The 15,119-nt window shown below is 71.4% G+C and carries 11 protein-coding genes; 4 read left to right on the top strand and 7 right to left on the bottom strand.

What is annotated here, in order from left to right; translation table 11 throughout:
• Window positions 1–507 precede the first annotated feature (507 nt).
• A complete protein-coding gene (locus AC3IYI_RS15395) occupies window positions 508–849 on the top strand; it encodes an Rv3235 family protein (protein WP_489411542.1) in 342 nt (113 codons plus the stop codon).
• Between the two features lie 111 nt (window positions 850–960).
• On the opposite strand, the gene secA is transcribed toward AC3IYI_RS15395, so the two are convergent.
• Window positions 961–3,735, bottom strand: coding sequence for a preprotein translocase subunit SecA (secA, locus tag AC3IYI_RS15400; RefSeq protein WP_489410714.1), 2,775 nt, complete (start codon window positions 3,733–3,735; stop codon window positions 961–963).
• A 227-nt stretch (window positions 3,736–3,962) separates the two neighbouring features.
• On the opposite strand from secA, the gene AC3IYI_RS15405 reads away from it, so the two are divergent.
• Both AC3IYI_RS15405 and AC3IYI_RS15410 read left to right on the top strand, forming a co-directional pair.
• Entirely contained in the window at window positions 3,963–4,544 is a 582-nt protein-coding gene (locus tag AC3IYI_RS15405) for a GNAT family N-acetyltransferase (protein WP_489410715.1), read from the top strand.
• Between the two features lie 9 nt (window positions 4,545–4,553).
• Window positions 4,554–5,744, top strand: coding sequence for a winged helix-turn-helix domain-containing protein (locus AC3IYI_RS15410; protein ID WP_489410716.1), 1,191 nt, complete (start codon window positions 4,554–4,556; stop codon window positions 5,742–5,744).
• A gap of 243 nt (window positions 5,745–5,987) precedes the next feature.
• On the opposite strand, the gene AC3IYI_RS15415 is transcribed toward AC3IYI_RS15410, so the two are convergent.
• From AC3IYI_RS15415 to mtrA, 6 genes are all read right to left on the bottom strand, one after another.
• Window positions 5,988–6,716 carry a response regulator gene (locus AC3IYI_RS15415; protein WP_266878018.1) on the bottom strand — a complete coding sequence of 243 codons (729 nt, stop codon included), beginning with the start codon at window positions 6,714–6,716 and terminating at the stop codon, window positions 5,988–5,990.
• A 269-nt stretch (window positions 6,717–6,985) separates the two neighbouring features.
• The gene (hpf, locus tag AC3IYI_RS15420) at window positions 6,986–7,693 is read right to left on the bottom strand and encodes a ribosome hibernation-promoting factor, HPF/YfiA family (RefSeq protein ID WP_374323639.1); all 708 of its coding nucleotides are present in this window, start codon (window positions 7,691–7,693) and stop codon (window positions 6,986–6,988) included.
• A gap of 363 nt (window positions 7,694–8,056) precedes the next feature.
• Window positions 8,057–8,839 carry a ComF family protein gene (locus AC3IYI_RS15425; protein WP_489411543.1) on the bottom strand — a complete coding sequence of 261 codons (783 nt, stop codon included), beginning with the start codon at window positions 8,837–8,839 and terminating at the stop codon, window positions 8,057–8,059.
• Window positions 8,840–9,018: 179 nt separating this feature from the next.
• Window positions 9,019–10,860 (bottom strand): LpqB family beta-propeller domain-containing protein, encoded by a 1,842-nt coding sequence (locus AC3IYI_RS15430; RefSeq protein ID WP_489410717.1) that lies wholly within the window; start codon window positions 10,858–10,860, stop codon window positions 9,019–9,021.
• The gene (gene mtrB / locus AC3IYI_RS15435) at window positions 10,850–12,946 is read right to left on the bottom strand and encodes an MtrAB system histidine kinase MtrB (protein WP_489410718.1); all 2,097 of its coding nucleotides are present in this window, start codon (window positions 12,944–12,946) and stop codon (window positions 10,850–10,852) included. The genes AC3IYI_RS15430 and mtrB overlap by 11 nt, the downstream gene beginning before the upstream one ends.
• 1 nt (window position 12,947) lies before the next feature.
• Window positions 12,948–13,637, bottom strand: coding sequence for a two-component system response regulator MtrA (mtrA, locus tag AC3IYI_RS15440; RefSeq protein ID WP_274552971.1), 690 nt, complete (start codon window positions 13,635–13,637; stop codon window positions 12,948–12,950).
• A gap of 245 nt (window positions 13,638–13,882) precedes the next feature.
• On the opposite strand from mtrA, the gene AC3IYI_RS15445 reads away from it, so the two are divergent.
• Window positions 13,883–15,112: a hypothetical protein gene (locus AC3IYI_RS15445; protein WP_489410719.1), complete on the top strand. Its 1,230-nt coding sequence runs from the start codon at window positions 13,883–13,885 to the stop codon at window positions 15,110–15,112.
• Window positions 15,113–15,119 lie beyond the last annotated feature (7 nt).

Below are 15,119 nucleotides of genomic sequence, written 5' to 3' on the forward strand. Positions count from 1 at the left end.
GGGCGGGGCCACGGACTCCGTCCGTGACGGCCCTCGTCCCCTTTCGGGGTGCCGCGACGAGGCCCGGCGGCGTCCACTCCGCTCCCGTCGGGGCGCCCCCGGGGGCCCGGGGCGGCCGGTGAGCGACCCGGATAGGTGAAGACGCGCCGGGTCCGGGGCGGCCCCGCGGCGCCGTTGCGGAGCGTGTTCGCAGCCCCGTAGAAGGTCCCCTACCAAGTTACTGCCCGGTACTCACGCCGGGCCCGGCCCCCGGGGACGACCACCATGACCACGAGCACCCCCCGCACCACGGAAACCACCGGAACCACCGGAAGCACCGGGCGCCTCGGAACCACCACCGCGGCCGGGACCACCGCCACCGGCGCCACCGGAAGCGGGACCCCCCGAACGGCCGGCAGCGCCGGGGCCGGCACCGGCCCCGGCCGCGGCACCGCGAGGCCCGCAAGCACCGGGCCCGCCGCCGCGGGGCCCGGCCGCCGCCACGACCGGCGCCGGCCGTCCGCCGGGATCCACCGCGGCCCCCACCACTGGTTCGCCGAACGGCTGCTCGCCGTCCTCAGCGGGCGCCGCCCTGTGCACTCCCTGATCGGCCACACCATCGGCCCGGCCTACGACCAGCTGATCACCCTCGCCCCCGCCGATCCCCCGCAGGAGCGCGCGTACGACGCCCGCCGGCTCAGCCCCGTCCTGCACGGATGCGGCCGCTTCACCCCCGGTCCGGGGGTCATCGAGGCCTTCGCCCGCATCGCCACGGGCGACCGCCTCACCGCGCTGGCCTTCCGCCTGGAACAGGGCCCCGACCTGCGCTGGCGCTGCGCCGCCGTGGAACTCCACGGCCCCCGCCCGTGACCCCCGCCACGGGACACCGCCCCTGCCCGCGCACGCGAACGCCGCCGGGGCCGGACCCCACGCACGGCGTGGTGTCCGGCCCCGGCGGCGATACCGCGAGCAGCCCGCGGGTTACTTCTTGCGGCGACGGCCGCCCGTGGCCTTCGCGGCCTTACGGCGCTCCGCGCGCGTCATCCCGGAGTCGTCACCGGAATCCGATTCGAAGTCGCCCTCGACGACGCCGCCCTCACCGTCCACCGTGGGCGCGGAGAAGTGCAGGCGGTCCGGCCGCTGCGGGGCGTCCAGACCCTTCGCCCGGATCTCCGGCTTGGTCAGCGACGGACCGGAGTCCGACACCAGGACCTCCTCGACCTGCTGCTCGACCTGGACCTCCAGGTTGAACAGGTAGCCGACGGACTCCTCCTTGATGCCCTCCTGCATGGCGTTGAACATGTCGAAGCCCTCGCGCTGGTACTCGACCAGCGGGTCCTTCTGGGCCATCGCCCGCAGGCCGATGCCCTCCTGCAGGTAGTCCATCTCGTACAGGTGCTCGCGCCACTTGCGGTCCAGCACCGACAGCACCACGCGCCGCTCCAGCTCGCGCATGATGTCCGAGCCGAGCGTGGCCTCGCGGGCCTCGTACTGCTCGTGGATGTCGTCCTTGACGGACTCCGCGATGAACTCGGCGGTGATGCCGGCGCGGTCGCCCGCGGCGTCCTCCAGCTCCTCCACCGTGACCTTGATCGGGTAGAGCTGCCCGAAGGCGCTCCACAGCCGGTCCAGGTCCCACTCCTCCGCGAACCCCTCGACCGTCTCGGCCGTGATGTACGCGTCGATCGTGTCGTCCATCATGTGACGGATCTGCTCCTGGAGGTCCTCGCCCTCCAGGACCCGCCGGCGCTCGGCGTAGATGACCGTGCGCTGGTTGTTGAGGACCTCGTCGTACTTCAGGACGTTCTTGCGCGTCTCGAAGTTCTGGGTCTCGACCTGCGACTGGGCCGACGCGATGGCCCGCGTGACCATCTTGTTCTCGATCGGCACGTCGTCCGGCACGTTCGCCATCGACATGACGCGCTCGACCATCTGCGCCTTGAACAGCCGCATCAGGTCGTCGCCGAGCGACAGGTAGAAACGGGACTCGCCCGGGTCGCCCTGTCGGCCGGAGCGGCCGCGCAGCTGGTTGTCGATGCGGCGCGACTCGTGGCGCTCGGTACCCAGCACGTACAGCCCGCCGAGGTCCTTGACCTCCTCGAACTCCGCCTTCACGGCCGCCTCGGCCCGCGTGAGCGCCTCGGGAAGGGCGTGCGCCCACTCCTCGATGTGCTCCTCCGGGTCCAGACCGCGCTGGCGCAGCTCGGCCTCGGCGAGGTCGTCCGGGTTGCCGCCGAGCTTGATGTCGGTACCGCGGCCGGCCATGTTCGTGGCGACCGTGACAGCGCCGCGACGGCCCGCCTGGGCGACGATCGTCGCCTCACGGTCGTGCTGCTTCGCGTTCAGCACCTCGTGCGGGATGCCCCGCTTGGAGAGCTGCTGCGAGAGGTACTCGGACTTCTCGACCGACGTCGTACCGACGAGGATCGGCTGGCCCTTCTCGTGCTTCTCCGCGATGTCGTCGACGACGGCGGCGAACTTCGCGACCTCGGTGCGGTAGATCAGGTCCGCCTGGTCCTTGCGGACCATGTCCCGGTTGGTCGGGATCGGGACGACACCGAGCTTGTAGATCTGGTGGAACTCGGCGGCCTCGGTCATGGCCGTACCGGTCATGCCCGACAGCTTCGAGTACAGGCGGAAGAAGTTCTGGAGGGTGATCGTGGCGAGGGTCTGGTTCTCGTCCTTGATGTCCACCCCTTCCTTCGCCTCGATCGCCTGGTGCATGCCCTCGTTGTAGCGGCGGCCGGCCAGGATGCGGCCGGTGTGCTCGTCGACGATCATGACTTCGCCGTCGATGACGACGTAGTCCTTGTCGTTCTTGAAGAGTTCCTTGGCCTTGATGGCGTTGTTGAGGTAACCGACGAGCGGGGTGTTCACCGACTCGTAGAGGTTCTCGATGCCGAGCCAGTCCTCGACCTTCGCGACACCCGTCTCGTGGATGGCGACGGTGCGCTTCTTCTCGTCGACCTCGTAGTCGCCGGTCTCCTCGATGCCCTTGAGGGGCTGGCCGGGCTCGCCCTTGGTCAGGCGCGTCACCAGCTTCGCGAAGTCCGCGTACCACTTGGTGGCCTGGTCGGCCGGGCCCGAGATGATCAGCGGGGTACGGGCCTCGTCGACGAGGATCGAGTCGACCTCGTCGACCACGGCGAAGTTGTGGCCGCGCTGGACGAGCTCGTCCTGCGACCACGCCATGTTGTCGCGGAGGTAGTCGAAGCCGAACTCGTTGTTCGTGCCGTACGTGATGTCGGCGGCGTACTGCTCACGGCGCTGCGCCGGAGACATGTTCGCCAGGATGCACCCGACCTCCAGGCCGAGGAACTTGTGCACCCGGCCCATCATCTCGGAGTCGCGCTCGGCGAGGTAGTCGTTCACCGTGATCAGGTGGACGCCCTTGCCGGACAACGCGTTCAGGTACGCCGGCAGCGTGCCGACGAGGGTCTTGCCCTCACCGGTCTTCATCTCGGCGACGTAGCCGAGGTGCAGGGCTGCGCCGCCCATCATCTGGACGTCGTAGTGACGCTGGCCGAGGACGCGCTTGGCGGCCTCGCGGACCGTCGCGAAGGCCTCGGGCAGCAGGTCGTCCAGGCTCTCGCCGTCCTGGAAGCGCTGCTTGTACTCGTCCGTGAGCGCACGCAAGTCGGCGTCGGAGAGGTTGACGAAGTCCTCTTCGATGGAGTTGACCTGGTCCGCGATGCGGTGCAGTTTTTTGAGGATCTTGCCTTCGCCTGCACGCATGAGCTTGTTGAAGACGGACACCGAGGTTTGTCTCCTTGCCGGTCGGGCCTGGCACTGTTTCGTGCACGGGCACGGAGGGTGGGCCCCACCGCAACGGCCATCGTAAGCGAGGACGCGGTCGCGTCGGGAGGTCCGGACTGTCGTCGGGGCACGAGTGCCCGAAATGAGAACGTGCGGGGGGCACCGAAGGTGCCGGTGCTCCGGAAAACTGTTGACCCCGCCGGGTGGGGTGGCACCAGTATTCGTTCATGGAACCCAGCACGCTGCACACGGCCCGGCTGACCTTGCGCCCCTTCGTCCCGGCCGACGAGGACGAGGTGTACGCGGCCGCCCAAGACCCCGACATCCAGCGCTGGACGACGGTGCCCTCCCCGTACGAGCGCGGGCACGCGCGGAGCTTCGTCGGCGAGATCGTCCCCAGCGGCTGGCGCGAGGACACGGGATACAGCTTCGCCGCCCGCCTCGGCGCCGACGGCCCGCTGGTCGCGGCCCTCGGCATCCACGTCCGCGGGACGGACGAATACGAGATCGGCTACTGGGCCACCAAGGAACACCGCGGTCACGGCTACATGACCGAGGCCGTGGAGGCCGTCGCCCGCTGGGCCTTCACCGAGGTCGGCGCCGTGCGCCTGGAATGGCGCGCCGAAGTCGGCAACGCGGGCTCCCGAGCCGTCGCGGAGAAGGCCGGATTCCGCGTCGAGGGCCTCCTGCGCGCCGCCGTGCACAAGAACGGCACCGTGCGCGACTCCTGGATCGGCTCCCTGCTCCCGAGCGACCTCGGCCTGGCATCCTCACTTCCGTACCTGCCCGCTGTCAGTGCCACGCCCTAGGGTGCGGTCATGACGACCGCCACACCCGAGCCGCGGCCGCGGCCGACCGTGACCCTGTCCGCCGACGAGGCCCGCCGCATCGCGCTGCGCGCGCAGGGATTCCTGGGCGCCCCGGACCGGCGCGGCGGTGTCCGCGGCGTCCTGCGCCACCTGGGCGCCGTCCAGCTCGACACGATCTCCGTCCTGGCCCGCTCCCACGAGCTCGTCCCGTACGCGCGCCTCGGCGCGGTGGGGCGCTCCGAGGTCGAAGCCTCGTACTGGTCGCAGAACCACGCCTTCGAGTACTGGTCGCACGCGGCCTGCATCCTGCCGATCGAGGAATGGCCGCACTTCGCCTTCCGCCGCCGGGCCAACAAGGCCCGCGGCCACCGCTGGCACGTCCTGGAAGACAAGCACCGCTCGACGAAGACGGTCCTGGACCGCCTCGCCGCCGAAGGCCCCCTGACCTCCACCGAACTGGGCGGCGCCAAGAACGGCGGCGAGTGGTTCGAATGGTCCGAGACGAAGATCGCGGTGGAGTGGCTCCTCGACATCGGCGAGGTGGTCTGCGCCGAGCGGCGCGGCTGGAAGCGGGTCTACGACCTCCCCGAGCGGGCCGTCCCCCAGGCGCTGCTCCACGACGACCTGGACGACCGCGAGTGCAAGCGCCGTCTGGTGGCCCTCGCGGGGCAGTCCCTGGGCGTGGGCACCCGCTCCGACATCGCGGACTACCACCGCCTCAAGGGCCCCGACTTCGACGCGGTGGTCGAGGACTCGGGCCTGGTCCCGGTGGAGGTGGAGGGCTGGGGCAAGCCGGCCTGGGCGGACCCGTCGGCCCTCGCCTCCGTCCCCCGGGGCCGCCACCGCACGACGCTCCTGTCCCCCTTCGACTCCCTGGTCTGGGAGCGCCCGCGCACGGAGCGGATCTTCGGCTTCACCCACCGCCTGGAGGCCTACGTGCCCAAGCCCCGGCGGATCCACGGCTACTTCGCGATGCCCCTGCTGGCCGGAGGCCGCCTCCAGGGCCGCGTGGACCCGGCCCGCGAGGGCACCACCCTGGTGGCCCGCCAGCTCTCCCTGACCACCCCGAAGGCAGCCCGCCCCATGGCCGAAGCCCTCCGCGAGGCCGCCTCCTGGGTCGGCTGCGACACGATCCGCATCGACCGCGCGACGTCCCCCGCGGAAGCGGCAGCGGTAACCGCAGAACTCTCCACCCTCTGAAGCCCATCGCCGCCGCACCCAGCCCCGCCGGCGTTTTTCAGCCGTCCGGCGTTTGAGGACCGGGGTCTGGGGCGGAGCCCCAGGGGGTCCGGGCGCAGCCCGGCACCCCTCCAGCCCGTCCGGCGCTTGAGGACCGGGTCCGGGCCGGCCCGGGGAACGGAGGAAGGGCGGGTAGGGGACCTCGCCCCGCAGGGCAGACCACCCGCACCCGGGACAGGACAGGACAGGGACAGGGACGGTCCCCTACCGGATCTCGAGAATCTTCTCCCGCATCGCGTACACCACCGCCTCCATCCTGGAGTGCAACTGCAGCTTCTCCAGAATGTTCCGCACATGGTTCTTCACGGTGTTCTCGGAGATGAACAACTCCTTCGCGATATCGCGGTTGTTCATCCCGGTGGCCACCAGCTTCAAGACCTCGAGCTCCCGATCCGTCAGCCGCGGCGCCGGCACCAACCGCCGCTCGTCCGTCCGCTGGATCATCGACTTGAACTCCGTCAGCAGCTTCGACGCCATCGACGGACTGATCTGCGACTGCCCGTCCGCCACCGCCCGGATCGCCGTCGCGACCTCGTCCGTGGAGATCTCCTTCAGCAGGTACCCGGTGGCGCCCGCCTTGATCGCGTCGTAGAGGTCCGCCTCCTCGTCGCTGATCGTCAGCATGATGATCTTCGCGGAGGGCGCCACCTCCTTGATCGAGGTACAGGCCTCGATCCCGCCGCGCCGCGGCATCCGCACATCCATCAGCACGATGTCCGGCAGCAGATCCGCCGCCTTGTCCACGGCCTCCGCCCCGTCACCCGCCTCGCCGACGACCTGGATGTCCTCCTCCTGCGCGAGGACGATCTCCAACCCGCGCCGGAACAGCGCATGGTCGTCGACCACGAGCACCCGGATCGGCTCTGCCACCCGGTCCTCGTCACGGCAGCCCGCACCGTTGTCATCACGCACCGGCCCGAAGCTGTCCGCCATCGTTCCTCCCCCTGCACCACGGTGCTGAGCTGCTGGGTCAATCCGACGAGAGCGGCCGCCGGCTGACTGCCCGACATGATTCCATGCCCACGCGGCCGAACGGGGGCCGACGATTACAGGCCGACCCATACAAGCCACCGTTTCGCAGCCATGACCTCATACGAGTGCCCCCGCGCCCGCCTGGGCGAACGCGGGGGCACCACACCGGCACCGCACGACCGTCCGGATCCGGCCCGGAATCAGTCCGAAATCAGGCCGGAATCAGCGGCTCAGCCTCCGAGCGCGCCACCCGCTCCCGCGCCGTCGAGCTCACCCGAGCTGGAGGCGGCGTCAGAGGAGTCGAGGTGGATCACGCCGTAGTCGTAACCGTGGCGCCGGTAGACGACGCTCGGCATCTTGGTGTCGGAATCGACGAACAGATAGAAGTCGTGACCGACCAGTTCCATCTCGTACAGGGCCTGATCGAGCGACATGGGTGCGGCCGAGTGGGTCTTCTCGCGAACGATGAGCGGGCCTTCGCCCTGCACTTCCAGCGATCCGATCCGGGTGGTCGGAATCGCGTCCGCGTCCGCCTTCTCCCCGTTGACCGGCTCTCCGTTGCCATTCAGGGTCGCGGCGTTCGGGACCACGTCGGCGACCTCTGCCGCCGAGAGCCGTCCACTGCCACGACGGGTGTGGCGCTTGTCGTGCTGCTTGCGCAGCCGGGCCTCCAGCTTGTCCTGAGCGAGGTCGAGCGCCGCGTACGGGTCGGCGGCGGCGGCTTCGGCACGAATCACCGGGCCCCGCGAACGCAGGGTGATCTCCACGCGGTCGGAACGGTCGGCCTGGCGCGGGTTGTGCTCCTTGGACACCTCGACGTCCAAGCTGATCACCTTGGCGTCGAGCTTCTGGATCCGCTCCGGATTCAGCTTCTCGGCCACGTGCTTGCGGAACCGGTCGGGCACCTCGGTCTTACGGCCCTTGACGACGATGTCCACGCAGAACTCCGTTCCCGGATAGCTCCGCCTCAGGGGCGAAGCGTCTCCCTTTCGCACCAGACCCCGGTGAACACCGGAGCCTCGGACTTGGCGACTTCCACCTCCTCCTCCCCCATCGGCAAGATCTACACCCCACCGACTTCGGAGTCGAGGGACAACCTCTGACACGAAGTTTCCGAAACGTCACGACGCTCGAAACCTGCGCTCCGATGCGTGGGGCCCAAGGTTCGCCAATTCCTTACAACCGAACATATCCCTCTATGCCGGTTGTCGGCACCCGCTACCGGCACCTACCTCCGTTCAGGTGGCCGTTCCCTCTTACTACCTGCAACGATGCGCCTTCCCTTCCAGTTCCAAATCTATTCACGATTTTTTTGCTCTGCACGAGTTGCGCCGCCACACCGGGCCGCCGCCGGACCGCACGAAGGAGTCCGCCGGCGCGGCCACCACGGCCGCCGCCAGAGCCGCCGCCCCGGCCGCCCCGCCCGGCACCCCGATCCCGGCCGCACGCAGCGCCCGCGCCGCCTCCACCAGGGTGGATCCGGTGGTGACGAGGTCGTCCACGAGCACGATCCGGGCCGCCCCCACCGTCACCCGCCCGGCGCCGGGCCGCGCCTCCAGGGCCCCCGCGAGGTTCTCCCGGCGCTGCACCGCCCCCAGGCCCGCCTGGTCGGCCACCGCACGCCGCAGCCGCAGTACGGGCGTCACGCGCGCGGGCACGCCCTCCCGCCGCAGCCGCGCCGAGGCGGCCAGCGCGATCCTGCGCGCCGGGTCGTGCCCGCGCGCCCGCACCCGGTGCCGCGCCGAGGGCACGGGAACCAGGGCCACTCCCCCGCCCCCCGCCCCGCCCGCGCGGACCGCCGCCGCCAGGGCGCCGCCGAGGACTCCGGCCAGCGGCAGCGCGCCGCGCTCCTTGTGGGCCAGCACGACGGCCCGTACGGCCTCCCGGTACACGGTGGCCGCATACACCGCGGGCAGCCCCTCGGGGCACGGAGACGGCCGTACCAGGCCCGCCCCGGCCCCGCTGAGCGCCGACCGGCAGGCTGCGCACAGCACCGCGCGGCCTGCCCCGCAGCCGGCGCACCCGACCGGCAGCACCAGCCCGGCAAGCTCACCGGTCAGCCCACGCCACCACCACTCCCGCATGACGTCCACTCTGCCGGGCGGGGACAGCACTCCACCACCCCTGTGGACAACCACGAAAAAAGCAGGTCACACCACCCGGCCCGGGCCGGCCGACCGGCCCCGGTCGGCCACCCTCGGCCAACCTCCAGCCAGCCCTCAGCCCGCCCTGAACCAACCCTCAGCCAACCCTCAGCCAGCCCTCAGCCCGGATAGACCGGAGCCCGCCCGCCGGCCACCACCGTGCGCCACTGCGCCCCCGGCGGCAGCCACACGATCCCGTCCTCCAGCGACTCGGCGACCACCGGCTTCTTCTCGTCCTCGCTCGCGGCCACCGCCACCAGCCCCGTCGCCCCGGGCAGCCCGGCCCCGACCATCGAGCCGTCGGCCAGCATGTAGCGGGCCTGTACGACCCCGCCGCTCTCCCGGCCCACCACCAGCAGCCGGCCCCGCGGCGCCCAGCTCATCGCCGTCACGTCCGCCATCTGCGGAGCGGCCGGGCGCAGCTCGCGCACCGAGACCGCGGAGACGTCGCCCTTCGCGTCGGGCCGCTCGATCCGCCCGATGTACAAGTACTTGCGGCTCTCCCGCTGCACCAGCAGCGCGATCCGCACCCCGTCGGGCGAGGCCTTCAGCCCCGTGATCCGCCCGCCGCCCAGCCCGGACACCTCGACCCGTTCGGGGGTACCGGTGCCGCCGGGCAGCCGCCACAGCTTCGAGTCCTGCGGGTCGGGGTCCGCGACCCACAGATCGCCCGCCGCGTCCCAGGTCGGGGTGGCGAGCCCGTTGGGCTTGCCCCCCTTGCCCGTCAGCAGCGGCTGCGGCATCGCTCCGGCGGTGGTCAGGTTGACCACGTACAGCCCGTGCCCGTCCTCGGAGACGACCGCGGCACGCTTCTCGTCGTAGGACACCGCGGCGGAGCCCACCTTGAAGGCCGGGTTCCCGGACAGTGGCCCGGGCGCCGGTGTCGGCGGGTTCTGCTGGTCCTCGCGGTTGGGGTCGAGGTTCAACCGCTGCAGCCGGTTCTCCGCGTCCACGTAGTACTGGTGGCCGGGCGAGAGCGGCCGGTTGGCGAGCACGGCCGCGGCCACCTCGGACACCTGGCAGCGCGTGGTGCCGTCGGAGCGCACGATGTCGACCCGGTCGACCCGGGAACCCGTCAGATCCTTGACCGTGTACAGGAGTTGGGTCGCCATCCGCTGGCACTGCCGCTCTTCGACGTCGTCCGCGTTCTTGTTCAGGGGCACGCGCAGCGTGTTCTGACCGTCGATCGAGAGGGACTTGGTGCCTTCCCGCAGTTCCGTACCGGTCGGGAAGCTGGAAGTTACCACCGGCCCGAGCCACTTGGAAGGGCCGGCCAGCAGCGAGGTGACGGTCTGGGTGGTGGGGTCCATCCGGGAGTCGGGGTCGCTGCGCTGACGCACGTAGACGGGGTCGGCCACGAGTGTGGCGCCCGCGAAGTAGTACTTGTTGACCGGCATGTAGATGCGCTGGAAGTCGGATTCGCTCAGGACCAGGCTGCTGGGCGGGGTCGCGATCCGCCACTGGCCGTCCTTCTTCACCAGCTGGAGAAACTCCTCGTAGCGCCGGTCCCCGGTCTCCGGCTGGTACGCGCTGCGCTCGTCCACCGTGGCCAGCATCTTGCCCGCGATCTTGAACCGGGGGGCCGCCGGGTCCTTCTCGCCCGGTACGGAGCCCCGGTCGAGGCCGGCGGAGAGCACGGTGACCGCCGCTCCGGGCTTCCAGTTCTTCGCCGCTTCCTCGGTGAGGTACTTGCGGGCGGTCTGGAGCTGCGGATCATCGCTGGTCATGGCCTCCAGGAAGCCGTCGACGATCTCCTGCGCACTGGCCTTGTCGGCCGGCGGCACGCCGAAGACGCGGACCTGGGAGTCGACGCCCTGGGAGGCCTCCACGGGACGGACCTCGCCGTGGTCGGGCATGGAGGCGCAGCCGGCGAGCAGCAGCCCGGCCGCGCCGAGGGCGAAGCCCCTGACGGCGCGCGGCGTGCGCCGTCGCGACCGCGCCCGGCCCGGCTCAGCGCCCACGCGACCCACCCGCTCCGCCGGTTCCACCCGTCCCGCCCGTCCCGCCCGTCCGGCCCTCTCCACCGCTGCTTCCACCTTCTCGGTCGGTTGCTCCCGCCGTCCCGCCGGACCGCGTGTTCGCCGCCCCGCCGCCGGAACCGTACCCCTGCTCCGCCGGCCCCGGCCGGGTCACGACCCGCGCCCCGTTGCCCGGCAGCGCCGTCGGGTCGGCCGGTACCGGCACCGCACCCGCGACGGGGGACCTCGGCGGTATCGGCGACCGGTCGCCGCGCCCCGCCTGCTGCGCCCGCTGCCCGGCCGCCGCGGAGCCCGCCGCGGCCCCCGCGGCCTCCGCTGCGGCCCTGGCCCGGTTGGCCCGGGAGTCCTCGGGCTCCAGCGGGATCGGCGATCCTCGCAGCGGCTCGTCGGCGGTGCGCGGCAGCGTCAGGCGGAACTGCGAGCCGCCGCCGGGCTCGCCCCACGCCTGGAGCCAGCCTCCGTGCAGCCGGGCGTCCTCGACGGCGATGGACAGGCCGAGGCCGGTACCGCCGGTCGTGCGCGCCCGCGCCGGGTCCGCCCGCCAGAAGCGGTTGAAGACCCGGGTGGCCTCGCCGGGCTTGAGCCCGACTCCGTAGTCCCGTACGGCCACGGCGACGGCCCCGCCCGCCGAGGCGAGCCGCACCACCACGTCGCGGCCCTCGCCGTGCTCGACGGCGTTGACGACCAGGTTGCGCAGGACCCGCTCCACGCGCCGGGCGTCGGCCTCGGCTATCACCGGCTGGGTGTCTCCGAGGACGCGGATCCGGGTGTTCTTGTGCTCGGCGAGCGGCTCGGCCCCGCCGATGACCCGGTGCACGACGTCCCGCAGGTCGATCGGCTCCGCCTCCAGGGCGGCGGCGCCCGCGTCGAACCGGCTGATCTCCAGCAGGTCGGCGAGGAGGGACTCGAAGCGGTCCAGCTGCCCGGCGAGGAGCTCGGCGGAGCGCGCGGTGACCGGGTCGAAGTCGGCGCGGGCGTCGTGGATGACGTCCGCCGCCATGCGTACCGTCGTCAGCGGGGTGCGCAGCTCGTGGGAGACGTCCGAGACGAAGCGGCGCTGCAGCCGGGAGAGGTCCTCCAGCTGCTGGATTTTGTTCTGGAGGTTCTGGGCCATCTTGTTGAAGGCCTCGCCCAGACGGGCGATGTCGTCCTCGCCGGTGACCTTCATCCGCTCCTGGAGCCGCCCCGCCGAGAGCCGCTCGGCGATCCCCGCGGCCATCCGGACGGGCGTGACGACCTGGCGCACGACCAGCCAGGCGATCCCGCCGAGGAGGACCACCACGAAGAGCCCGGCGGTGGCGATGGTGACCTTGACCAGGTTGAGGGACTCCTCCTCCTGGGTGAGCGGGAAGAGGTAGTACAGGTCGTACGGGTCGCCGTTGATGTCGGTGAGCCGCTTGCCGATGACGAGCGCGGGCTCGGGCAGCTTGTCCCCGGCGTCGGTGTAGCGGATCTGCGAGAAGGTCTTGAAGGCGCCGGTCGCGTGGTTGACGTTGCGGCGCAGCGCCGGCGGGACGCTGGCGGTCGGGTCCACGTTGCCGGAGGCGCGGGCTCCGCGGACGCCGCCGATGGCGCCACGGGCCGGCTGTTCCTCACCGGTTCCGGTGCCGGCGCCCAGCGCCGCCACCTCGAAGGCGCTCTGCCCGCCACTGGCGAGCTGTTTGACCAGGGAGTTCATCCAGGTACTGGCATCCCGGCCGACCTTGTTGTCGGAGGCGTCGGGCCCGTCCGCCGTATAGGGCGTGTTGGCCTTCTCCTGTGCGACCGCGAAGCCGCCCGCGGCCTGGCTCTGCGCTGCCTCCTCCTTGGCGTCGAGGAGGCCCTTGCTGACCTGCGCGATGACCACGAACCCGAGGGCGAGGACCACGGCGAGGGAGATCAGCAGGGTCGCGGCGACCACCCGGAGCTGGATGTTGCGCCGCCACAGCCGGACAGCCGGAAGCAGCGGCCGGCGTACGAGGCGCACGAACAGCCGCAGCACGGGGCCGCCGGGTGCTCCATCAGGGAGCAGCCGGCCGCCCCGCAGCGCTCCCCAGCGGGAGCGGCCACGGGGCTTGCCGGGTGTCATGTCAGCTCGGTCCGGCCTTGTAGCCGACCCCGCGCACCGTCACGACGATCTCGGGGCGCTCCGGGTCCTTCTCGACCTTGGAGCGCAGCCGCTGGACGTGCACGTTGACCAGGCGGGTGTCGGCCGCGTGGCGGTAGCCCCAGACCTGCTCCAGCAGCACCTCGCGGGTGAAGACCTGCCAGGGCTTGCGGGCGAGCGCGACCAGCAGGTCGAACTCCAGCGGGGTCAGGGCGATCGAGGCGCCTTCCCGCTTGACCGAGTGCCCGGCCACGTCGATGACCAGGTCACCGATGGTCAGCTGCTCGGGCGCGGGCTCCTCCGAGCGGCGCAGGCGGGCCCGGATGCGGGCCACCAGCTCCTTCGGCTTGAACGGCTTGACGATGTAGTCGTCGGCCCCGGACTCCAGGCCCACGACCACGTCCACGGTGTCGCTCTTGGCGGTGAGCATGACGATCGGTACGCCCGACTCGGCGCGGATCAGTCTGCACACCTCTATGCCGTCCCTACCGGGCAGCATGAGGTCGAGCAGCACGAGATCCGGCTTCGCCTCCCGGAAGGCAGCCAGTGCCTTGTCGCCGTCCGCTACGAACGACGGCTCAAAACCTTCTCCACGCAGCACAATGCCGAGCATCTCGGCCAGCGCGGTGTCGTCGTCGACGACAAGGACGCGTCCCTTCATGGTTGACATCATCCCATTAGCTAATCGTTACCCGGCGGTGAGCTGTCCCACAGCCAAAGGGGCTGGAAATCGTCCCTCGGACCTGCGTGGAGATCAGGGCGCCCAGTGTGCCCCGGATCCGCCCGGCGCACGAAGGCGCGAACGGCCCGGGATCCAGGAGGCCCCTGGTCCGTTCGGGACGGCTGGTCCGTTCGAGGTTGTCACATGGCACGATGGCAGCCGGACCAAGCACCCCGCGTGCACGTGAAGGAGCGACGATGAACGACTCTCCGGGCTGGGCTACGCCCGGATCCTCCCCGTCCGACGGTGAGGACAGCTCCCACGGTACGCAGCCGCCCGCGGGCGGCACCGGCGACTCCAAGTGGTCCGCCGAGCAGCCGCCCCCCGGCCAGTGGTCGAGCCCGACCCCGGGCCAGACCCCGCCGAACCCGCAGCAGCAGCCGCCCGCGGCTCCGCAGCCGGGCGCGGGCTGGGGTGGCGGCGGCTACCCGACCCCGAACGGCGGCCAGGGCGGCTGGGGCCACCACACCCAGGCGGTGAAGCCCGGCGTGATCCCGCTGCGGCCCCTCGGCATGGGCGAGATCCTCGACGGGGCCGTCACCACCATGCGCAAGCACTGGCGCGCGGTACTGCCGATCACCCTGGTCGTGGCCGTCGTCGTACAGCTGGCGAGCGTGCTCATGCAGAAGTACGCGTTCGACGACGTCGTACTGGACCAGTCGAGCGACGCGCCCCTGGACGAGCAGATCGACGCCCTCGGCTCCTTCGTGGGCCTGTCCGCGGCGGACGGCTTCATCCAGCTCATCGGAGCCATCGTGGCCACCGCGATGCTCACCATGATCTTCAGCCGCGCGGTGCTCGGCCACGGCTCCTCCATCGGCGCCGCCTGGCGCGAGGCCCGCCCGCAGCTCGCCCGGCTGTTCGGCCTGACCCTCCTCCTGGGCATCGGCGCGGCGCTCCTCTTCGCCGTACTGGTCCTGCCGGGCGCCCTCGCCGGACAGATCGGCCTCGCCGTCCTGGGCGGATTCATCGCCCTGGGCCTGGTCCTCTGGCTCTGGATCAGGTTCTCCCTGGCCTCGCCCGCGCTGATGCTGGAGAAGGCGACGGTGCGCAAGTCCCTCGTCCGCTCCTCGAAGCTGGTCAAGGGCTCCTGGTGGCGGATCTTCGGGATCACCCTCCTGACGCAGATCATCACCGGCTTCGTGGCCGCCCTCATCGTCTTCCCCCTCACCCTCGTCGGCGCGCTGCTGTTCGGCGGCGGCCTCGCCGGCATGGCCGAGGGCACCGGGCCCACGAGCTGGGGCTTCCTGATCGTGGTGGCCATCGGCGGGGTCATCGGCCTGACGATCACCATGCCGATGCAGGCGGGCGTCACCGTCCTGCTCTACGTCGACCAGCGCATCCGCCGCGAGGCCCTCGACCTGGAGCTCGCGCGGGCGGCGGGCATCGAGAACTACGGCACCACCACTGCGCCGACCGGAGGCTGACGCGGGA

This window comes from Streptomyces sp. GL_148, assembly GCF_057834205.1.

Bases quoted from the DNA above. Each gene is read 5' to 3' on its own strand.
- AC3IYI_RS15415 (WP_266878018.1), bottom strand. From the start codon at position 6,716: ATGGCGGACAGCTTCGGGCCGGTGCGTGATGACAACGGTGCGGGCTGC.
- mtrA (WP_274552971.1), bottom strand. From the start codon at position 13,637: ATGATGTCAACCATGAAGGGACGCGTCCTTGTCGTCGACGACGACACC.
- AC3IYI_RS15445 (WP_489410719.1), top strand. From the start codon at position 13,883: ATGAACGACTCTCCGGGCTGGGCTACGCCCGGATCCTCCCCGTCCGAC.
- AC3IYI_RS15410 (WP_489410716.1), top strand. From the start codon at position 4,554: ATGACGACCGCCACACCCGAGCCGCGGCCGCGGCCGACCGTGACCCTG.
- mtrB (WP_489410718.1), bottom strand. From the start codon at position 12,946: ATGACACCCGGCAAGCCCCGTGGCCGCTCCCGCTGGGGAGCGCTGCGG.
- AC3IYI_RS15405 (WP_489410715.1), top strand. From the start codon at position 3,963: ATGGAACCCAGCACGCTGCACACGGCCCGGCTGACCTTGCGCCCCTTC.
- AC3IYI_RS15425 (WP_489411543.1), bottom strand. From the start codon at position 8,839: ATGCGGGAGTGGTGGTGGCGTGGGCTGACCGGTGAGCTTGCCGGGCTG.